This is a genomic window from Chitinophaga sp. (assembly GCF_039596455.1).
In the GTDB taxonomy this organism is placed as follows: domain Bacteria; phylum Bacteroidota; class Bacteroidia; order Chitinophagales; family Chitinophagaceae; genus Chitinophaga.
The window spans coordinates 1,328,515-1,349,909 of sequence record NZ_JBCNJR010000001.1 but is presented as its reverse complement, the minus strand read 5'-3'; the positions used below and the strand labels follow the sequence as shown (position 1 = coordinate 1,349,909).

Genomic DNA, 21,395 nt, shown 5'->3' with positions numbered 1-21,395 from the left:
TGTGAATAAACACCCTGTGAAAATATTGGTCGTAGATGACCGGCAAGACAACCTCCTTTCCATTGAAACCATCCTGGAAAACGAGCAGTATGCCATTGTACAGGCAAATTCAGGCCGCGCCGCGCTGAAAGTGCTTTTGCAAGACACAGATTTTTCCCTGATATTGATGGACGTACAGATGCCTGATATGAACGGTTTTGAGACGGCCTCCTTCATTTACCAGCGGGAGAAGCTGAAAAACATCCCCATCATTTTCATTACCGCCCACACACATGAAGAGGAAGCAGTTTACAAAGGGTATCATGTAGGCGCGGTAGATTTTATTCACAAGCCCATCAACCCGCAGTTGCTGCGCATCAAGGTAGGCCTCTTTGTAGAGCTGTACCGGAAAACCCATTCCCTGCAGGAGCAGGAGAAAAACCTGCTGGAAGCCAACGCGCAATTGCAGCGGGAAATAGAGGAAAAAGAGGCTGCTGCGCTGAAGATCAGGGAGCTGAACCGCCAGCTTCACCGCAGCAACGTACACCTCAAAAAAGTGAATGAGGAGCTGGACCGTTTTGCCTACGTAGCTTCTCACGACCTGCAGGAGCCGCTCCGTAAAATAAGGGTGTTTACAGATATGCTCCGTTCAAAAACAAATAATGATGCAGACCTTGAAAAATACACCGACAAAATAGCTGAAGCCGCTCGCCGCATGCAGCAACTGGTAGACGACCTGCTGCGCTTCTCCCGCCACTCGGCGCAGGGTTGGGATTTTGTGGAAGCAGACCTGAACGAGATCGTGAAAGAGGCCGTGTCTGAACTGGAGATCAACATACAGCAAACACAGGCCAGCATACAGGTAGACCCCTTACCCTGCATACCGGTAATACCTACCATGATGCGGCAGGTATTCAACAACCTGCTGAGCAACGCCATCAAATTCAGGAAAAAGCAGGTGCCCCCGATAGTGCACATCTACGCCCGCAGAGAGGCCCTGGAAGACACCGGCACTGCCACTTACCAGATTTTCATAACAGACAATGGCATTGGCATAGACAACCGCTACTTGGAAGATATTTTTGCCGTGTTCAAGCGCCTGCACAGCTACCAGGAAATTGAAGGCACCGGTATAGGCCTTTCCATCTGCAAAAAGATCATGGAGCACCACAATGGTTCCATCAGCGCCACCAGTGAAGTAGACAGAGGCACTACCTTTATTATAGGCATACCGGAGAAACAGCAGTTGAAAGATCTGCAAGCGTTTTAAACACATTTGTTAATGTTTAGGCCATATGGTACAAATGTGCTACCTTCCTTGTCCTTCAGAATTTTTTAATGAAAACCTAACATCATGGAATCGAGGCTCATTTTTAATACTCCAGACGGCCCGATGTGTTACGTTGATTATGATACTGTTCAGCAAGGCAAATGCATCTTTGAGCAATTGCGGCAAACAGCCATGTATCAGGGCAACAATCGTTCCTACCAATTCAGTTTGTTCGAGAAAGTAAAGAACCGGCTCGTGAAGAAAGAGTGGTTCTACCTTCCTACCTTTCATGTACCTTGCCTGAGCATCTTCCTGGACAGTGCAAATCTTGAGCAGGCTATGGTTTAAGCACTACTTTCACACAGTCGTCTTCCTTTTTGTCAAAAATATGATACGCCTGCGGCGCCTCCGTTAGCGGCAGCGTATGGGAAATAATGTCATCCAGTATCACTTTGCCTTCCGTTACAAGGCTGATGAGCTGATCTATATAATTATGCACGGGCGCTTGCCCCTGGAAGATGCTGATACCCTTGTCAAACATACGGTGTACAGGGAAATTGTCATATGGGCTGCCGTACACGCCTACAATAGAGACCTTGCCATTGCGCCGCACCGCTTTGAAACAGTTCTCTATCACTTCCATAGAGCCTTTTTCAAAATTGACCGTGGCCTTCACCTTGTCCATGAAAGACCTTTCCGGCTCAAAGCCCACCGCATCCACGCAAATATCCGCTCCACGCCCGCCGGTGGCAGCGCGGATGGCCTCTACAGGGTCCGTGTCATGCGGGTTAATGGTTTCCACATTATTCACCAGTTTGGCCTTGTTGAGGCGGTATTGCAGGGGGTCTATCGCAAATACACGGCTCGCTCCGTTAAGCCAGGCCGCTTTCTGCGCCATCAGCCCCACGGGGCCTGAACCGAATATGGCCACCACTTCACCGCCTTTCATCTGCGCCCAGTCAATAGCGGCCCAGCCGGTAGGAAATATGTCTGTGAGGAACAGTACCTGTTCATCCGTCATGTTATCAGGCACCACGCGCGGGCCTACGTCTGCATACGGTACCCGTACATATTCCGCCTGCCCGCCGGCGTAGCCGCCGTAGAGGTCTGTATAACCGAAAAGCCCGCCTCCTTTCTCATCCATCATGTTGCCTCCCGGGCCGTATTTTTCGGGGTTGGAATTTTCGCAGTTCACCGGCGAAGCATGGCGGCAAAAAAAACACTCGCCGCAGGCAATAGGAAAAGGCACTACCACACGGTCTCCCTTTTTCAGCTTTGAAACGCCCATGCCTGTTTCTTCCACGATGCCCATGAACTCATGGCCCATTACCAGGTTGGCCGCCTGCGGTACAGCGCCGCTCAGGATGTGCAGGTCTGAGCCGCATATGGCCGTGGAAGTCACTTTCAGGATAATATCGCGCTGGTCTTCAATACGCGGGTCGTCTACCGTATCTACCTGGATGTTGCCGGGCCGGTGAAAAACTGCTGCTTTCATATTGTTATTGTTGAAGTGATTTTGCTGTCATAGTACCCAGGCTCACCCTTTCAAGGTCACGGTCTGCCGGGCCGGTGAGCACATATCCGTCCGCATCAAAGCGGCTGCCGTGGCAGGGGCAGTCCCATGACTGTTCTGCGCTGTTCCATTTAACGTCACACTGCAGGTGTGTGCAGTGGGGGCTCACGGCATGCAGTTGTCCGGCCTCATCCTTGTATACCGCCAGCTTCCTGCCTTCGTACGTTATAAGGCGCCCCTCATCCGGCGCCAGGTCTGCCAGCTGCTCCAGTTTCTCACCGGAAAGCAATTTGCCGGCAAACTGCCGCACTACGTCTGCATTGTGTTTGATAAAATTCCTGAAACCTGCCACCGGCTTGATGCGGTTGGGGTCAAAGAGCTCGGCGTAAAGGCTGGCTTCTTCCAGTATCTGTTTGGTAATGAGCGTAGCCGCCACGCTGCTGTATATCATACCATTGCCGCCATACCCGCAGGCTACATAAATATGTTCCGGCTGCCCGGGCAGGTGGCCGATGTAGGGCAGGCCGTCTGCCGGTTCAAAATACTGGGAAGACCATTTATACACTACTTCCCTGATGCGGAAATACTTGCGCAGGTGGCTTTCAAGCTGTGCAAAACAGGCCTCCGTATTGGAAGCTTCGCCCGTTTTATGGTCTTTACCGCCGGCAATGAGGTAAGGCTGGCCCTCTACTTCCTGGGTGCGGTAATAATTGTAAGGGTCTGCCATGTCATAAGCCAGGTCTGAAGGGTACTGGTCATCTTCCAGCAGCACTGCCATGGCGTAGCTGCGGTAGGGTGCGCAGCGGAGGTGCAGGAGATTAACGCCGGGTGGAATATGCGTGGCGTACACCAGGTCTTTTGCCATGAAATTACCACCACTGGTTTCCACCTCCACCCGGTCGTTATTTTCTACACCTGTTACACGGCATCGTTGTATGATGGTGCCGCCAATATGCTCAAAGGCGCGGGCCAGGCCAAACACGTATTCCAGCGGGTGAAACTTTGCCTGCCCTTCCGCGCGGATGGCGGTTGTAAAAGGAATGGGCACCGGTATCTTTTCCGCCTTATGTACGTGTACGCCCGCATCAGCCGTAGCAGCGGCTATTTTTTCCAGTTCTTTATCCTGATCCTCATCTTGTGCAAATAAATACGCATCTGCCTCTGAAAAGCTACAACTGACGGCATAGTGGTCTATGTTGCGTTTGATGTGCAACAGTCCGTCTTTCACGGCCTGGGCGGTGCGCAGCATATTTTCGTGGCCAAAGTTCTTTTCTATGGTAATGTATGGCGTATCCAGCAGTGTATTGATGTGGGCCGTGGTGCCGCCTGTAGTACCAAAGCCAAGGTGGTTGGCCTCCAGCAGCAGGCAGCGTTTCCCCGCTTCCTGCAGTTGCAGGGCGGTGCTTACACCGGTGATGCCGCCGCCTACAATGATCACATCGTAAAAATTATCTTCATTTACGGCAGGCCTTGCCTGGTAAATGTTGCAGCTTCCCTGCCAGAGGCTTGTGCAACGTCCGTCTCTTGTGTTCATGGTGCGTGAGTTTCGTTCTATTGTGAAAAGTCCAAATCATATGCCATGCAAACAGCCATGAGCTTATGGCATCATTTTTAATGAATCAACTGTGGATCATCGTGTTAAATTATGGCAGGCATATCTCCATGGATGTTAGCTACAGCAAAGCAGTTATTTCCCGGCCAATCCCTTCCGCATTTACATCAGCACCGGTGCGGCGGTTTTACTTTCACCACCTGTAATGTGAACGATGCCTGCTGGGTAATTACAGATATTCCCGGTGGCGGGCGGCTGGCGTTCAGGGCGGCCTATGCGCCGAACGATGTGCTGAACATAAAAAAAACAAGCGTAGACAAACAAGGCGGGCGGTTTACATTCGAATGCGGTATAGGTATTTATACGGTTGATCTGGCTTTTCCCCAGCCAGGCGCCCCGCTGTTTCGCTGTATCACCACGCTGAAGCCGGCTGTGGCCCTGCGTGTTCCGTTCTGGCCGCGCGACCTGGTGCCACTGGGCAGGAAAGACGTTGCCGCCGGTAAAGTTCATGTGCAGCAGCGCGGTTTGCGGGCAGGATTGCTTTACGGCAGTATAACCCGGCCCGCCGGCACTACCTTCCTGTATTTTCAGAATCTGACAGCGCTGGCGGCCTACAATAAGGCCACCCGCACATCCGCTGCGGACACTGTTGGGGGTACGTGGCCGGAAGTAGGTTTTGCATTACCGGTGTCAGCAGAAAAAGCCCTGGAGCCCAACCGGTCATATATTCTCTCAGACGCTTTCCTGCTGTTTGATAAAAAAATACCGGCGCAGGAATCTGACCTGGCAGAAACATACCTTAATATGCTGGCCGGTGTGTACGTGCATTTGCCCAAACCGCCCACCAGGTATATTCACTGGCCAAACGTGCTGCATAAAAGCCTGGAAGATCTTGTATTACAGTCAGGGTGCTGGACGCAGGCCGCAGGCCATCCTTACCTGAATGCCTACAACTGTGACTACAAAACCCCTCCTGAAATAATGGTGCAGATGGCCGTGCTGATGCCACTGCTTGACTATGAAAAATGGAGCGGCGAAAAGATGACAGTAGTAACGAAATTAAAAGCCGGCCTGTCTGCCTTCTATGATGAAAAAATAAAGTCCATCGGCCGCTGGCTGCCTTCCCATGAGGAGAAGCTGGATGCGTCCGAAGAGCATAAAAAGCCACGTATTATGGACTCCTGGTACCTGCATCACCCGTTACTGAATCTCTCACGCATGGCATTAAAAGGAGATAAAGACGCGGCAGACCTCTTCCTGCGCTCCATCCCCTACGCCATTAAAGTAGCCCGGCACTTTAAATACAATTGGCCTGTATTCTACAATATAGACACGCTGGAAGTGATCAAGGCGGAAACACAGCCGGGCAAGGGCGGTGAGAAAGACGTGGCCGGCATTTATGCGCATGTGTTGCTGCAGGCATATGAGCTGACGGGTGAGGGCCGGTATTTGCAGGAAGCCAAAAGAGCCGCCCGCAGCCTGAAAGGAAAAGGGTTTGAGCTGTTTTACCAGGCCAACAACACCGCTTTTTCCGCCGGGGCGCTGCTCCGCCTGTTCAAATATACCGGAGACAAACAGTACCTCCGCCTCAGTTATCTCTGCCTGGCCAATGTGTTTACCAATATCTGGATGTGGAACTGTCAATATGGTTATGCCAAAGCATACCCCACCTTTTTTGCGCTGTTCCCTTTGAGTGACGCGCCCTACACCGCCGTTTACGAAGAGCAGGAAGGTTTCTCCGCCTTTCATGATTACCTGGCCCATGCCAAAGGAGAAGATGTGCTGCCCGCCGTTTCCATATTAATGGCAGAATTTATCAGGTATCTGCTGCACCGCGCGGCGTATTATTATCCACCGTTGTTACCAGAGGATATACTGACCAAAAAACCGGTTTCCGGGGAGCTGAACCCCAAGCTATGGATCCCGCTGGAAGACCTGCAAGACGGCTGGAAGCAGTCTGGCTCCGTTGGCCAGGAAGTATATGGCGCCGGGCTTCCGTTTGCGCTGGTACCCCGTCACTATTATATTGTCAAGGCAGCATCTTTCAAGCTTTTCCTGGACTATCCGTCAGGAGACTATACCGCCAGCATCAAACAGCGCACCTTGCGTTTTGCCGTGCAGGGAGACGAACGCCTCACCTGCCGCCTGCTGCTGATACCACTGAACGGCAAGCCGCTACCCGCCTTTACGGTAACAGGAACAAGGGGCCGGAAGAAACAGGAATACGCCGGCCACCTCACACCGCAGCAGCACATGGAATACGAAATACACGGCAACCAGAAGATCACCATCACCTGGACAAGAAAAAAAACCACTAAAAATATTTGATCATGGAAAACACACAACAAAGCCTGCAGAACAAAAAGGTGCTCATTACCGGCGGCACCACCGGCATAGGGCGCGCTACTGCGCTACTGCTGGCCTCGCACGGCGCCAAAGTGCTCATCTTCGGGCGGCACGAAAATGAATTGAACGATACCCTGCAAGACGCGCGCAAGGCCGGCGTGGAAGCGAACATCACCGGCATTACGGCAGACGTGTCACGTGAAAGCGACGTGGCCTTCGTTTTTGAAAAAGCAGATGAGGCGCTGGGTGAGCTGGATGTGCTCATCAACAACGCGGCGCTGGGCTATTCCGGCATTATGGACGGCCATTACAGCGAATGGCAGTACATTATTCACACCAACCTGCTGGGCTACGTGGCCTGTGCCGCAGAAGCCATCAAACGCATGCGGCCCAACAGCAGCGGGCATATCATCAACATCGGCTCCATGAGCGCGGAAACAAAGGAAAAAGACAGTTCCTTGTATGTAGCTACCAAAAGCGCCATTAAAGGGCTGTCTGAATCGTTGCGCAAAGAAGTGAACCCATGGGGCATCAAGGTAACCCTGATAGAACCCGGCGCGGTGGGCACCGACATGCAGCCCCAAACCCCGGAAGAGCAGCGTTCACTGGAGGAAAAAATGAAAATGCTGAAAGCGGAAGACATTGCAGACTGTGTATATTATGTATTAACCCAACCCAAACGGTGTGATCTTGTAGAAATACATATCAGGCCGCATTTACAAAGCATATGAAAAAACAACACCATTCTTTTGTTTACCGCAACGGGCTCTCCATCGTGTTCCTGAGCATCCTGCTCATCTTTCTCATTGCGCAGGCCTACACCGGCTGGCTGCAGTTCAACAAGGAACTGGAAGAAAAGGGCATGCAGGAGATCGCCTTCGGGCCGTACCTGAGCAGCCCTCATTTTTTGGAAGCCACCTTCGAAAACTGGGAAAGCGAGTTCCTGCAAATGGGCATGTATGTGATACTGACGGTAATGTTACGGCAGTGGGGGTCTGCTGAATCAAAACCGCTTGACAAAAAGGAGCCGGTAGACAGGGAGCCGAAACCCGGAAAAGACGCGCCATGGCCCGTAAACAAAGGAGGCTGGTGGCTGAAGATCTACAAACATTCCCTGTCTCTGGCATTCTTTTTCCTGTTCATCATATCCTTTACGCTGCATTTCATAGGCAGCCGGGGCACTTACAACCTTGACCAGGTAGCGCAGAACCAGCCACCGGCCACCGCACTGGAATATATCGGCAACTCCAAGTTCTGGTTCGAGTCTTTCCAGAACTGGCAAAGCGAGTTCCTGGCCGTAGCGGCTATTATCATACTGTCTATTTTCCTGCGGCAGTGGGGCTCTCCGGAATCCAAGCCGGTAGACGCGCCGCATAGTGAAACGGGCAAGTGAAAAACGGGGAAAAAGTGTTACATTAAAGAAACAAAAAACAGGGCATATGAACAGATTCTGGAGGGCTATTATTGCCGGCTATGGCGCTAAAAAACTTGGAGGCGGATGTTTGGGCACAGTGCTGGTGTTTGTGATCATCTATTTTGCGCTGGGGCAGTGCAACTAGCGGCGCTTTATAATTTGTGCCCGCAGTATTTGCAGAACACCGCGTCCTGATCATGCCCTTCTTTACCGCAGGAGGGGCAGGCCTGCTGTGACTGCACCTTGTTACGGGCCGCAATGGCCATTTCCGTGGTCACAATACCGGTTGGCACCGCAATAATGCCGTACCCAAGCAGCATAATAAAGCTGGCTATCAGCTTGCCCGCCGTGGTGACGGGGGCTACATCTCCATACCCTACGGTAGTAATGGTTACAATAGCCCAGTATACAGATTGCGGAATGCTGGTAAAACCGCTGTTCTCGTCTTCCACCAGGTAGATCACAGATCCCAGTATCACCACTACCGTCAGCACAAACAGGATAAAAATACTGATCTTCCGCAGGCTGTTGAGAATGGCTACGGTAAGGAAACGCATTTCCGAAATAAAATGCACGAGGCGGAATATCCTGAAAATACGCAGCAGCCGTAATGCCCGCAGCACCATGAGAGATTGCGCGCCTACAAATAAAATGCTCAGATAGGCGGGTATGATGGCCAGCAGGTCTATAATGCCCAGGAAACTGAATACATACCGCCAGGGCCTGCGGATGCAGATGAGGCGCAGAATATATTCAATAGTGAAAATGCCGGTGAAAGTCCATTCCAGCGCGTAGAAGAGGCCGCCGTAACGTGCATGCAGGGCGGTCACGCTGTCCAGCATCACAACTACAATGCTGGTTAATATGCAGGCCAGCAGCGCCACATCAAAGGCCTTGCCGGCGGGTTTTTCAGATTCGTAGATCAATTCGTGCAACTGCACCTGCCAGGGATGCAATCCCCTGTTATTGTCTGTTTCCGGGTTCATATGAAGAGGTTAGGTGACGGCGCCGGAATGTGTATGGCCTTTACTTGCGCGTACACGCACGGGCCGCAGCAATCATGCTGCCCACAGCGCCTCCCCGGACTGCAGCGTTATAGCAATTCCGGGCAACAATTGCCGCATAATGGTTCACAGGGGGAAGAAGCGTTGTTATTCCTCGTCATCGTCTTCCTCATCTTCCTCCAGCCACTCCATATAGGAATAATACCAGTCTTCCAGCTCATCCAGCAGCTCCTGTTTCTTTTCGGGTTCGCCATGGAAATACTCTTCCACGTTATCAATTTCCTCTACAATATCAATGTAGGCTACTTCCTCATCTTCCTCTACCCGTTTGGCAAAGAACCTGGGCTTCTCCGTATGGAAGATGTATTCATTATCCGGATCCGTTACCGGGTCATCTGCAATCATGAATTTAGGTAATGCCATTGGACAACATTTTTTATAGACAACAAAGGACTACAAATTTAATGGTTTATGATGGTTTTTGGGCCAGCTTTCATGTGTTAAAAAAATGTGTAGCGCATTGTGAACTTTGCACTACCTTTGCAAACATCAGATGATATGATGACTAATTTTCAACCTCTCCAGCGCAGGAACCTGGCGGACGAAGTGGCCGCGCAGTTGCGTCAATTGATCAGCACCGGTACTTACGGCGTAGGGCAGCGCCTGCCCACGGAGCCGGAGCTGATGCAGCAGTTTGGCGTGGGCCGCTCTACCATACGGGAGGCGGTACGGTTGATGGTGAATGCAGGGCTGGTAAGGGTGCAGCAGGGCCTGGGCACTTTTGTGATATCACAACAGGCGCTGGCGGAGCCCCTGGCGCAGCGGTTCAACCGCGCCCACTTCCAGGACCTGAATGAAGTGCGTTTGCTGCTGGAGGTGAAAATTGCGGAAAAAGCGGCCATACACCGTACCAAGGAAGATATTGCCCGCATGAAGGCATTTCTCAAAAAACGGTACGATGCCGCAAAGGCCAATGATGTGGAAGCCTGCAGGCGGGCAGACGTGGATTTTCATACTGCCATTGCCACCGCCTCCGGCAATGAAATTATGGTGGACCTGTACAAGACAATTGCCACCCATCTGATACAATCATTTAAAGACAGATATACAGATACAGTCACATTTCTGGAAACGCAACACCTGCACAAGGCGCTGCTGGAAAGTATTATAGACAAAGACTCCGCGCAGGCGCTGATCTGGGCCTCCCGCATCAGCAGCAGCGTGAAATAAATTTTTTCACCTAAATATCAGTTGATCTGACAAAAATGGAAACTGTATTGGAAGCCGAAGAAACCGCAGCGGCCCGGATCACAGCAGAAAAAACGGTGTTCTCCGTACTGCTGGCACTAAGTTTTACCCACCTGTTGAACGACACCATCCAGTCGCTCATCCCCGCCATTTACCCATTGGTAAAAGACTCCCTGCACCTCAGCTTTTCGCAGGTGGGCCTGATTACCCTCACCTTCCAGCTTTCTGCGTCCATTCTGCAGCCGCTGGTGGGCCTGTACACAGACAAACGGCCGCAGCCCTACTCCCTGGCCATTGGCATGGGCTTTACGCTGCTGGGGCTGGTATGCCTGGCCCTTTCCCACAGCTTTGCCATGGTGCTGCTGTCTGTGGCGCTGGTAGGCGTGGGCTCCGCCATTTTTCACCCGGAAGCTTCCCGCCTGGCTTACATGGCCTCCGGCGGCAAACATGGCATGGCCCAATCTCTCTTCCAGGTGGGCGGCAACACGGGCAGCTCCCTGGGCCCCTTGCTGGCAGCAGCCATCATTGTGCCCTTCGGGCAGTTGCATATTGCCTGGTTCTCCCTGGTAGCCCTGCTGGCCATTGTGGTAATGCTGCGTATCAGCCGCTGGTATCTGAACAACCCGCAGCGTATCAAACCTAAAAAGAAAGCAGTGGCCTCCGGCGGCATTCAATTGTCCAAAGGCCGGGTAGCCTTTGCCTTGTTCATCCTGCTCATCCTCATTTTCTCCAAATACTTTTACATGGCCAGCCTCACCAGTTACTACACTTTTTACCTGATGGACAAATTCCATGTATCTGTGCAGGACTCCCAGGTATACCTGTTCGTGTTCCTCTTTGCCATTGCCGCCGGTACCTTTATTGGCGGCCCGGTGGGAGACCGTATTGGCAGAAAGTACGTGATCTGGATCTCTATACTGGGCGTGGCGCCCTTTGCGCTGCTGATGCCGCATGTAAACCTGCTGTGGACGGTGGTGCTGAGCGTGTTCATTGGCGTGATACTCTCTTCCGCGTTTTCCGCCATACTGGTGTACGCGCAGGAACTTGTGCCCGGCAAGGTAGGCATGATTGCCGGTCTCTTTTTCGGGTTCGCCTTCGGTATGGCCGGCGTTGGCTCCGCATTGCTGGGCGAGCTGGCAGACCGTACCAGCATCAACTATGTATACCAGGTTTGCGCATACCTGCCGCTCATTGGCCTGCTGACCGGGTTTTTACCCAATATTGAAGGGAAGCGGAAAGCAGCTTAACGTTTATCAGGGATATAAAAGAAGCGGGTGTGTTCAGATTTGAGACACACCCGCTTCTTTTGTATCAACCTCATGGGCTTATGTCATAGCCGCAAATAAGTGGCTATCTGCGCTACATGGAACGTTGTGCGCGCGCTACCTGCGCCTGAAATGAACTGGTTGAGATAACCGCCCTCCACATCAAAGCGGGGATTTACACGGTAGCCCACCGCCAGGTACGCGCGGTTCTGGTCAAAGGTTTTACCGTTGGTGCGGGAAGGGTCTCCATAGTTCAGGAACAACTCGTTCTGCACCGCCGCAAATATGCCTTTTTCGAATTGCTCCGACCCGTCTACCGGAATAATGCCGCGCAGGAAATAGCGGAAGCGGTGCGCCAGGTCAAACCCGTCATTTTTCAGGCCGTTCTCTTCCACAATGCTTTTGGGCATAAACCGTTGCTCCACGCGGAAACGGTGCTGCAGCGGAATAAAGGCCAGCTGGTGATTTACAATGAACTGCTCCCAGATGCGGTGTTCGGACAAATAATCGTAATCTATCAGGTTGGCCATGTTGGAGTAGGGAGAGCGAAGACGTATCCATGCATACCCCACAGTGGCCACCATATTTTTACGCACATGATAATTAATGCCGGGGCGCACTATAAATGTCTGGAATGCTTCAAACTTGTCTGAAGAGCGTACCTGGGCATCCAGGTGTACGCTGAATTTGGATGACGGGATGCGAACGGTGTTGAACGCCGCCAGCCAGCCGGCCGTCTGTTGCTGCTGCGCATACACGCGCAACATGGCAAAAAAGAAAATGCCGGTAGTCAGGATGTATTGCTTCATATGAACCATGCTTTTGGACCGGTTCAAAAATAAAGCGTGAGCGGCATTATTCAAACAGGCGTGCAAAGTGATTTCCCAGGTGCTTGCGCATGCCGTTGCGAAACTCTTCCGGGGTACCTTTTTCCAGTATGTCTACCAAACCCTTGTGGGAAAGGAAATTGCGCAGGCGCGGCTGTTTTTTCAGGAGCCCGCTCTTGTGCACATAGTCAAATACAGGCAGCAACATTTTCTGGAACTTTTTGAGGGTATCGTTGCCGGCAATTTCATACAGCTTGCCATGGAAGGCTATTTCGTGGTCTATATTAAAAAGATGGTGCTCCGTGGCCGGCGGCTCGTTGCTTACGATCTTTTTCAGCTCCTTGATATCCTGCTTTGTAATACGATGAAATAAGAAGTCCGCCATGCCTATTTCCAGTACCAGCCGTATCTCGAACATTTCCTTCAAGGTATCCTGGTCCAGCACATGCGGGTTCATGCTTTTGCTCAGGATGCCAAAAATGTCGGGACTGGTAATTACCGCGCCTTTTTTCTTCTTGGATTCTATCAATCCCATCATGCGCAGGCGCAGCAAGGCTTCGCGCACCACCGTACGGCTAACGCCCAGGGCCTCCGCCAGCTCCATTTCCTTGGGGATGGGGTCTCCTACCTTTAATTTCCGCTCCTGCAGCAGTTCTACAAGGTTGGCTTCCACTTTATCTACCAGCGTGCTGGTGTCTATTGATTTAAAACTGTCTTTGATGGCTGTCAGCGTCATATTATGTTATACTTAATTCAAAAATAGTGGAAAAGATGGAAAAGATAGGTAATCTCTTCTCTCCCGTTTCACTTATATAGCTGATAAACAACCGATTAACTCCGTTTCAAATATTTTATTTGGAATTACCGGCAAATTCTTTTTAACTTTATTATGTCATACATAATACAGTATTGACTATGAATATACAACTAAAATCTTATGGTATGAAAGCAGGAAAAAGAAATTTATTGGTGTATCAACTACTGTTGTAACCCATCTTTCTCAGCATGCTTACCATGTTAAGTATGCGTTGGCGTATATGACCGGCCGGGGATAGTCTTGTCTTCCGGAACAATTTCCAAATACTTCAAACCCGAAATATGAATATCGAACATCTGACAGGCCTTATTGCGGCCCCCTTCACACCCATGCATGACAATGGAAACCTTCACCTGGAGCTTATACCGGCTTACTACGCGTTACTGAAGAACAACGGCGTGAACGGCGCTTTCATCTGCGGGTCTACCGGGGAAGGCGTGTCTCTCACCCTCCGCGAGCGCAAGCTGGTAGCGGAAGCCTGGGCTGCAGCTACCGGCAACCGGCAGCCCTTCAAAGTGATCACCTTGCTGGGCGGCACCAGTGTAGCGGAATGCATAGAACTTGCCAAACACGCCAGGGAAGCAGGTTTATATGCAGTGGCCTTCACAGCGCCATTCTACTTCAAGCCGGCCAACGTGAAAGTACTGGCAGACATGTGTATTGACATTGCCGCTGCTGTGCCGGATATGCCCTTCTATTACTACCATATTCCTGTGCTTACCGGCGTGCATTTTAACATGATAGACCTGCTGCAGGCCATAGACGGGCATTGCCCCAATTTTGCCGGTATCAAATACACCCATGAAGATTTTATGGACTTCCTGAGCTGCCTGCGGTTCCGCAACGGGCATTATGATATGCTGTGGGGCCGTGACGAGAATATGCTGCCTGCGCTCAGTATTGGGGCCAAGGGCGCGGTAGGCAGCACTTTCAACTATGCCGCCCCGCTGTACCTCCGCCTCATCCAGGCCTGGGAGAACGGCGAGCTGGAAAAAGCGCGCGAGCTGCAGCAGCGCTCTATAGACATGATCCGCCTGCTGGGCAAATATGGCGGAATTGCTACCGGTAAAGCCTACATGAAAATGATCGGGCTGGATTGCGGCGGCTTCCGCCGGCCCGTATCCAACATGAGCGCGGAAAGGCTGGAAGCTTTTGCAAAAGACGTAGCGGCGCTTGACTTTACATCTTTCAGTTCTCAACTGCCGGCCGCTGTAAAGGGCTGACAAAAACCGTGTAATGCATTTTTCACTGTTCATCAAACTGACATTTCTCATTACCATGCTCTCTATTTCCCGGCTGGGGGCACAGGAGCCGGCCAATAACCATATCCGCTGGTCGGTTCCCGCAACACTGCCCCCGCCGCAGGGAGCTGCTTTGCAACCGGGCCTGGCCGGGGCGAGCGCGGGCGTTCACCAAAACATGCTGCTGATTGCCGGCGGCGCCAACTTTCCTGACGGCATGCCCTGGCAGGGTGGCGGCAAAAAATATCATAACGATGTGTACCTGCTGCGGCCTGATTCAACCTGGCTGCCGCCGGTTACCTTGCCCTTTTCATTTGCCTACGCCGCCAGCGTTACCACTCCGCAAGGCCTGCTCTGCATAGGCGGTGAGAATGAGCACGGCCCCCGCAAGGAAGTATTCCTGCTGCAGTGGGACGCTGTACAGCAAAAGCTGCTGGTCACTAACATGCCATCCCTGCCGCAGCCTGTCACCAACGCCTCCGCCGCCCTGCACGGCAACACCGTGTACCTCACCGGCGGAGAAACAGGTACCGGTACCCTCCGCACGTTTTACCGCCTCCCGCCGGGCGCCAGCCGCTGGGAGCAGTTGCCCGGCCTGCCGCTGGCCGTTTCTCATGCGGTGGCTGTTGTACAGTCAAACGGCGAGCATCCCTGCCTGTACCTCATCGGCGGCAGGGCCCGCACGGCCGGCGGCATCAGCCAGCTGCACAACAGCGTGTACCAATACAACCTGCAAAATGGCCAGTGGAAAAAGATGGCCGCTCTGCCTGTTCCGGCCCTCTCCGCCGGCACCGGCATTGCTACCGGTGCTACCTACATTCTTTTATTCGGCGGAGATAAAGGTGATGTATTTCACCGCATAGAAACCCTGAATGCCGCCATCAATGCCGCACCGGCAGCTGATAAAGCGGCGCTGCAGGCGCAAAAGCTGCCGCTGCTCACGGCGCACCAGGGGTTCAGCCGCGATATACACCTCTTCAACACCGTTACCAATACCTGGACAAAAACCGGTGAACTGCCGTTTACAACACCGGTTACCACCACCGCGGTAAAATGGGGCGAAGATATTTTTATCCCAAGCGGAGAAGTGCGGCCCGGCGTGCGCACTCCCGCCATCCTGAAAGGCACTATTGAAAGAAAACAGTTCTTTTCCTGGTCAGACTATACTGTGCTGGCCCTCTACCTGCTGCTGATGATTGCCATCGGCATCTGGACATCCCGCCACCAGGCTTCTACAGACGACTACTTCCGGGGCGGGCAAAAAATTCCCGGCTGGGCCACGGGCCTCAGTATTTTCGGCGCCAAGCTCAGCGCTATCACCTTTATCGGCATTCCCGCCAAAACCTACGCCACCAACTGGACGTACTTTGTGCTGCTCATGACCATCATTATGGTAATGCCGCTGGTAGTGCGTTTCTTCATTCCCTTCTACCGGAAGCTGAACGTGACCTCTGCCTATGAATACCTCGAGAAACGTTTCAACTACCTCTCCCGCAGCCTGGCTTCCCTGCTGTTCATCTTGCTGCAGCTGGGCCGTATGGGCATTGTATTGCTGCTGCCCAGCATTGCGCTCTCAGTAGTAACGGGCATACCGGTTACCACCTGTATTCTCATCATGGGTATTGTAAGCCTGTTTTACACCGTGCTGGGCGGCGTGGAAGCCGTTATCTGGACGGAGGTAGTGCAGGTGATCATATTGCTCGGCGGCGCCCTGCTTTCGCTGGTGCTGCTGCCTATGCGCATGAAAAGCACGGCCGGGGAGGCCTGGGCCAGTCTTACCGCCAATGCCAAGCTGAAGCTGCTCGATTTCCATTTCGATCTCAGTTCTCCCACGTTGTGGGTGGTGCTGATCGGCGGGCTGGCGCTGAACCTCACCGTGTACGGAACAGACCAGACGGTGGTACAACGTTACCTCACCACCAAAGATGAAAAGACAGCGGCCGCCAGCCTGAAGCTCAGCGCGTGGATGACCCTGCCTTCCACCATCATCTTTTTTTCACTCGGTACGCTGCTCTACCTTTTTTACCAGCAGCATCCGGAAAAGGTAAACATTGCGCTGGATTCGCAAGACACCATTTTCCCATGGTTCATCGTGAACGAGCTGCCCAACGGTATTTCCGGCCTGGTGATCACCGCCATTTTTGCCGCGGCCATGGGCAGCCTTAACGGCAGCGTAAACGCCGTATCTACTGTATTTGTCAATGATTTTTACCGGAAAATATTTCCTGCCAGGTCTGAAAAGAACTACCTGCTGGTGGCACGGATAGCTACCCTGGCCGTAGGCATCTTTGGTACCGTAATAGCGCTGGTAATGGCCGGTACAGGCATCGTATCTCTTTGGGACCAGTTCAATACCATACTGGGCCTGTTCACCGGTGGTATTGCCGGCCTGTTTGTGCTGGGCATTTTTACCCGCAGGGCCAATGCATTTGGCGCAACGGCGGGGCTGCTTGTCAGCGGTGTGATACAATACCTGGTATACCGTTATACTAACGTCAACCTGCTGTTGTATGCGCTTACCGGCCTGGCCAGCTGCGCTATCTGCGGTTACCTGTTCAGCCTGGCCGCGGGGCGGCAGAAAAATATTGCCGGCTTAACCATTTATAACAACTGATATGCTTTATTCCACCACAGATCTGGTGCAGCTCCGGGATTTCTACCGGCAACAATTGCTGGAAAACACCGTGCCGTTCTGGTTTCCCCGCAGCTACGATGAGGAGTACGGCGGCTACCTGCTCATGCGCGATGCCGATGGCACATTGCTGGATGATGACAAGGCCGTGTGGATACAGGGCCGCGCCGCCTGGCTGCTGTCTACCCTCTACAACACCGTATTCCCTAACCCGGAATGGCTGCGCGGCGCCCGGTACGGTATTGATTTTTTACAGCAGCATTGTTTTGATACGGACGGCCGCATGTTTTTTCACATGGCACGCAACGGCCAGCCCATCCGCAAGCGCCGGTACTTCTTCTCGGAAACCTTTACCGTGATTGCCTCCGCAGCCTATGCGCAGGCCACGGGCAGTGACAGTATGGCCGCATTCTCCCGCTCCCTCTTTGGGCAGTGCGTGGAATATGCCTCCACGCCCGGTTTACTGCCGCCAAAGTATACTGCTACCCGCCCCGCGAGGGGTATAGGCGTACCCATGATCATGCTGAACACGGCCCAGCAACTGCGCGCCACCATTGGTGATTCACGCTGCGGTGCATACATTGACCAGTGGATCAACGAAATAGAAACCTTTTTCGTGAAAGACGATATCCGCTGCGTGATGGAAACCGTAGCGCCCGATGGCAGCGTTATTGACCATATAGACGGCCGCACCCTCAACCCCGGCCATGCCATTGAAGGCGCCTGGTTCATTCTGCACGAAGCCCGCCACCGCGGCAACGATGCCCGCCTTACCGCATTGGGCTGTAAAATGCTGGATTACATGTGGGAGCGCGGATGGGACAATGAGCACGGTGGCATTTTCTACTTCCGCGACGTATATCATAAACCCGTGCAGGAATACTGGCAAGACATGAAGTTCTGGTGGCCGCATAACGAAGCCATCATAGCCACATTGCTGGCCTACCTCATGACGGGGAACGAAAAGTATGCCCGCTGGCACCAGCAGGTACATCAATATGCCTACGGGCATTTCCCGGACAAGGAAAACGGCGAGTGGTTCGGTTACCTGCACCGCAACGGCACGGTAGCGCAGACGGCCAAGGGCAATCTTTTCAAAGGCCCCTTCCATTTGCCGCGGCAGGAATGGTATTGCTGGCGGATATTACAGGAGCACCTGGACAAACAAGAGCAAGCTGCTGCCGGTAAAGTTGTAACGAATTGATTAAACTAACAGAACAATGAAGATCAGAATTTTTTTACTGTGCGTGTTAATGGTAAAGTGCATGGCCGCTTACAGCCAGCCCGTGCCGGTATTCACCGCCGGGCAGGAAGGGCACCGCAGTTACCGCATTCCCGCCATCATTAACCTTCCCAATGGCCATCTGCTGGCCTTTTGCGAAGGCCGCGTACACAATGCCGGAGACTTCGGAGACATCAACATTGTAATGAAACGCAGTACAGACGGCGGCAAAACATGGGGCGCCCTGCAGGAGGTGGTAGACTATGACTCCCTGCAGGCCGGCAACCCCGCCCCCGTGGTAGATACCAAAGATCCCGCCTTCCCCGGCGGCCGCATCTTCCTTTTTTACAACACCGGCAACAATCATGAAGGAGAGGTCAGGAAAGGGAAAGGGCTGCGCGAGGTATGGTACAAAACCTCTACGGACAACGGCGCCACCTGGTCTGACCCGGTGAACATTACGGCGCAAACCCATCGCCCCCAATTCCCGCCGGCTTATTCGTTTACAGAAGACTGGCGCAGCTACGCCAACACACCCGGCCATGCCATGCAGTTTGAGCAGGGAAAGTACGAAGGAAGGATATTTGTTGCCGCCAACCACTCCGCGGGGCAGCCCCAGCCGCACTTCAGGGATTACCGCGCACATGGCTTCTATACAGACGATCACGGCAAAACATTCCACCTCAGCGAAAATGTTTCCTTCCCCGGCGGTAATGAAGCCATTGCCGCAGATATTTCCGGCAGCCGCCTTATGATGAACATCCGCAACCAGCAGGGAGATGTGCGTGCGCGCATAGTAGCCATCAGCAAAGACGGCGGGGCCAGGTGGGATACGGCTTATTTTGACCGCAACCTGCCAGACCCGGTTTGCCAGGGAACGTTGCTCACCCTGGAGCGCCGCAGGAAAGGTCATGTACTTGCATTCTGCAACGCGGCAGACACTGCGCAGCGAGACAATCTCACCCTGCGCATCAGCACCGATGATGGAAAAACATGGAAAAGAAACTACGTGATAGACCGCTCCCCCGGCCCGTTGAAAAGCAGCAAGGCCGCCTATTCCGACATTGTGCGGCTATCCCGCAGGGTGGTGGGCGTGCTGTATGAAAAGGACAATTACAGCACTATTACTTTCGTTCCCGTAAAAATCAAATTATGATGCGGCGCCTGCTGTTGTGCCTGCTCCCCTTTGCCGCCCGGGCCCAGCCGGCATTGATCCCGGAGCCGCAAACAATAAGCTGGGGCAGTGGGCATTTTGAAAAAACGGCTTGCCAATACCTGCTGCCGGCAGACGGAATTTTCAGCCGGGAAGTAAAGCTGCTGCAAACCCTCTTCCCGCAGGCCAAAGTAGCGCAAGGCGGCCATCATTACATTGCCCTCCGCCGCGGCAGCTGCCGGCCGGAAGGGTACACCCTGCAGGTGTATGCAGATAGCATTGTGATAATGGCCGGTGACGCTGCCGGCGCATTTTATGCCATACAAACGCTGCAGCAGCTGGCGGAAGGCAACAGCCGCATACCCGCATGCCGCATTACAGACTGGCCGGCCTTTGCCTGGCGGGGTTATATGGTAGATGTGGGAAGGAACTACCAGTCTATGCCGCTGCTGAAACAGCAGATTGACGTAATGGCCCGGTACAAGCTGAACGTTTTTCACTTCCACCCTACGGAAGATGTGGCCTGGCGGCTGGCCAGCAGGCAATACCCGCAACTCACGGCGCCGGAGCACATGACACGCAACAAGGGAAAATTCTATTCTGAAGCAGATATACAAGCGCTGATTGCGTACTGCCGTGACCGCTACATCACATTTGTACCGGAAATTGACATGCCCGGCCACAGCGCGGCTTTCAAACGTGCTATGAAAACAGACATGCAGTCGGATACCGGGCTGGCCATCGTGAAAAACATCCTGCGGGAATTTTGCGCCACGTATGATGTGCCTTATGTGCATATTGGTGGAGATGAAGTGCATATTTCCAACAAACAATTTCTGCCGGAGGTAACGGCGCTGCTGCACGCTCTGGGTAAACAAACCATTGGCTGGAGCCCCGGCGGAAACCTGCACAGCAGCACCATCCGCCAGCTGTGGATGAATGAGGGCGCAACAGATACTTTACTGAAGTACATAGACTCCCGCCATCTCTACCTGAACCATATGGACCCGCTGGAAACGGTAACCACCCTGTTCTTCCGGAGAATAGACACCGCCATGAAAGGCGCCACGCTCTGCCTCTGGCATGACCGGAAGGTGCAGCATGAAAATGACCTGCTGCGTATGAACGCGGTATACCCCGGCATACCGGCCTTTGCCGAACGCGTATGGAAAGGCGGCGGATATCCCGGCTGGCTGGCCGCCATTGGTGCGCCCGGCACAGAAAAGGCGGCCGCTTTTGCGGCTTTTGAAAAACGCCTGCTCCTGCACCGGCAGCGCTATTTTACCGCCATGCCTTTCCCGTACGCCGCACAATCTTCCCTGGTATGGGACCTCTACGGCCCATTCCCGAACAATGGCGATCTGACCCGCGATTTTGATACCACCGGCGTACCGGCCTTACAGGCCACAGGCGGCACCATTATTCTCCGCCACTGGTGGGCGCCGAAAGTAACCGGCGTTTTACCTTCACCGGAAGAGAACAGCACCTGGTACGCTTTTACCAAAATATGGCGCAACCAGGCGGGGCCGGTAAAATGCTGGATCGGGTTCAACAATTTCTCCCGCTCTCCCAACACAGACAGCCCGCCTGCCAACGCGTGGGACAACCGCCACAGCGCCGTGTGGGTAAACGGCAGCCTGGTGCCGCCGCCACGCTGGAAACGGGCGGGACAAAAAGGAGACAGCGAAATTCCGCTGACAGATGAGGGGTATGAATACCGTGCGCCCATCACCATTCCGCTGCGCAAGGGCTGGAATACCGTTAAAATAAAGGTGCCGGTGGGCAGCTTCAAAGGGCCGGACTGGCATAACCCGGTGAAGTGGATGTTCACCTTTGTACCTGCACCATAAAAGTGCTGCTCTTTGTTGATCTGGTGATCTGGGGCAGGGTTGGTTGGAGAAAATGGCCAGCC

The 21,395-nt window shown here is 53.2% G+C and carries 18 protein-coding genes; 12 read left to right on the top strand and 6 right to left on the bottom strand.

Annotated features, from left to right (window positions below; all coding sequences use genetic code 11):
- The first annotated feature begins 1 nt into the window (after position 1).
- Together ABDW36_RS05680 and ABDW36_RS05675 are read left to right on the top strand one after the other, a co-directional pair.
- Positions 2-1,249, top strand: coding sequence for a response regulator (locus ABDW36_RS05680; protein ID WP_343700908.1), 1,248 nt, complete (start codon positions 2-4; stop codon positions 1,247-1,249).
- An 84-nt stretch (positions 1,250-1,333) separates the two neighbouring features.
- On the top strand, positions 1,334-1,597 hold the full coding sequence (locus ABDW36_RS05675) for a hypothetical protein (protein WP_343700907.1): 264 nt from the start codon (positions 1,334-1,336) through the stop codon (positions 1,595-1,597).
- Here the strand turns inward: ABDW36_RS05675 and ABDW36_RS05670 are convergent.
- Both ABDW36_RS05670 and ABDW36_RS05665 read right to left on the bottom strand, forming a co-directional pair.
- A complete protein-coding gene (locus tag ABDW36_RS05670) occupies positions 1,587-2,744 on the bottom strand; it encodes a zinc-dependent alcohol dehydrogenase (RefSeq protein WP_343700906.1) in 1,158 nt (385 codons plus the stop codon). The genes ABDW36_RS05675 and ABDW36_RS05670 overlap by 11 nt on opposite strands.
- Before the next feature lie 4 nt (positions 2,745-2,748).
- Positions 2,749-4,296 (bottom strand): FAD-dependent oxidoreductase, encoded by a 1,548-nt coding sequence (locus ABDW36_RS05665; RefSeq protein ID WP_343700905.1) that lies wholly within the window; start codon positions 4,294-4,296, stop codon positions 2,749-2,751.
- A 132-nt stretch (positions 4,297-4,428) separates the two neighbouring features.
- Here ABDW36_RS05665 and ABDW36_RS05660 point away from each other — a divergent pair, with 132 nt between their 5' ends.
- Genes ABDW36_RS05660 through ABDW36_RS05650 form a run of 3 tightly spaced genes read left to right on the top strand, consistent with a single transcriptional unit; the run spans position 4,429 to position 8,053 of the window.
- A complete protein-coding gene (locus ABDW36_RS05660; protein ID WP_343700904.1) occupies positions 4,429-6,642 on the top strand; it encodes a hypothetical protein in 2,214 nt (737 codons plus the stop codon).
- 2 nt (positions 6,643-6,644) lie between these two features.
- Positions 6,645-7,391, top strand: coding sequence for an SDR family oxidoreductase (locus tag ABDW36_RS05655; RefSeq protein WP_343700903.1), 747 nt, complete (start codon positions 6,645-6,647; stop codon positions 7,389-7,391).
- Positions 7,388-8,053, top strand: coding sequence for a DUF6766 family protein (locus ABDW36_RS05650; RefSeq protein ID WP_343700902.1), 666 nt, complete (start codon positions 7,388-7,390; stop codon positions 8,051-8,053). Before ABDW36_RS05655 ends, ABDW36_RS05650 begins: the two co-directional genes overlap by 4 nt.
- A gap of 173 nt (positions 8,054-8,226) precedes the next feature.
- Here ABDW36_RS05650 and ABDW36_RS05645 read toward each other — a convergent pair whose 3' ends face one another.
- Both ABDW36_RS05645 and ABDW36_RS05640 read right to left on the bottom strand, forming a co-directional pair.
- Positions 8,227-9,060, bottom strand: a complete 834-nt coding sequence (locus ABDW36_RS05645) for an ion transporter (protein ID WP_343700901.1) — start codon at positions 9,058-9,060, stop codon at positions 8,227-8,229.
- Positions 9,061-9,225: 165 nt separating this feature from the next.
- On the bottom strand, positions 9,226-9,501 hold the full coding sequence (locus ABDW36_RS05640) for a hypothetical protein (protein ID WP_343700900.1): 276 nt from the start codon (positions 9,499-9,501) through the stop codon (positions 9,226-9,228).
- A gap of 135 nt (positions 9,502-9,636) precedes the next feature.
- On the opposite strand from ABDW36_RS05640, the gene ABDW36_RS05635 reads away from it, so the two are divergent.
- Both ABDW36_RS05635 and ABDW36_RS05630 read left to right on the top strand, forming a co-directional pair.
- Complete coding sequence (locus tag ABDW36_RS05635; RefSeq protein ID WP_343700899.1) at positions 9,637-10,308, top strand: FadR/GntR family transcriptional regulator; 672 nt, start codon at positions 9,637-9,639, stop codon at positions 10,306-10,308.
- A gap of 35 nt (positions 10,309-10,343) precedes the next feature.
- Positions 10,344-11,573, top strand: coding sequence for an MFS transporter (locus ABDW36_RS05630; RefSeq protein WP_343700898.1), 1,230 nt, complete (start codon positions 10,344-10,346; stop codon positions 11,571-11,573).
- Between the two features lie 83 nt (positions 11,574-11,656).
- Here ABDW36_RS05630 and ABDW36_RS05625 read toward each other — a convergent pair whose 3' ends face one another.
- Both ABDW36_RS05625 and ABDW36_RS05620 read right to left on the bottom strand, forming a co-directional pair.
- Positions 11,657-12,400, bottom strand: a complete 744-nt coding sequence (locus ABDW36_RS05625; protein ID WP_343700897.1) for a DUF2490 domain-containing protein — start codon at positions 12,398-12,400, stop codon at positions 11,657-11,659.
- Positions 12,401-12,446: 46 nt separating this feature from the next.
- Positions 12,447-13,154 carry a GntR family transcriptional regulator gene (locus ABDW36_RS05620; RefSeq protein WP_343700896.1) on the bottom strand — a complete coding sequence of 236 codons (708 nt, stop codon included), beginning with the start codon at positions 13,152-13,154 and terminating at the stop codon, positions 12,447-12,449.
- A 362-nt stretch (positions 13,155-13,516) separates the two neighbouring features.
- Between ABDW36_RS05620 and ABDW36_RS05615 the strand changes: the two genes are divergently transcribed.
- The 5 genes from ABDW36_RS05615 to ABDW36_RS05595 are packed head-to-tail and all read left to right on the top strand — an operon-like array spanning position 13,517 to position 21,333.
- Positions 13,517-14,458: a dihydrodipicolinate synthase family protein gene (locus ABDW36_RS05615; protein WP_343700895.1), complete on the top strand. Its 942-nt coding sequence runs from the start codon at positions 13,517-13,519 to the stop codon at positions 14,456-14,458.
- Between the two features lie 13 nt (positions 14,459-14,471).
- Positions 14,472-17,090, top strand: coding sequence for a sodium/solute symporter (locus ABDW36_RS05610; protein ID WP_343700894.1), 2,619 nt, complete (start codon positions 14,472-14,474; stop codon positions 17,088-17,090).
- Between the two features lies 1 nt (position 17,091).
- On the top strand, positions 17,092-18,312 hold the full coding sequence (locus tag ABDW36_RS05605) for an AGE family epimerase/isomerase (RefSeq protein WP_343700893.1): 1,221 nt from the start codon (positions 17,092-17,094) through the stop codon (positions 18,310-18,312).
- 16 nt (positions 18,313-18,328) lie between these two features.
- Complete coding sequence (locus ABDW36_RS05600; RefSeq protein WP_343700892.1) at positions 18,329-19,486, top strand: sialidase family protein; 1,158 nt, start codon at positions 18,329-18,331, stop codon at positions 19,484-19,486.
- Complete coding sequence (locus ABDW36_RS05595; RefSeq protein ID WP_343700891.1) at positions 19,483-21,333, top strand: family 20 glycosylhydrolase; 1,851 nt, start codon at positions 19,483-19,485, stop codon at positions 21,331-21,333. Before ABDW36_RS05600 ends, ABDW36_RS05595 begins: the two co-directional genes overlap by 4 nt.
- The last annotated feature ends 62 nt before the right edge of the window (positions 21,334-21,395 follow it).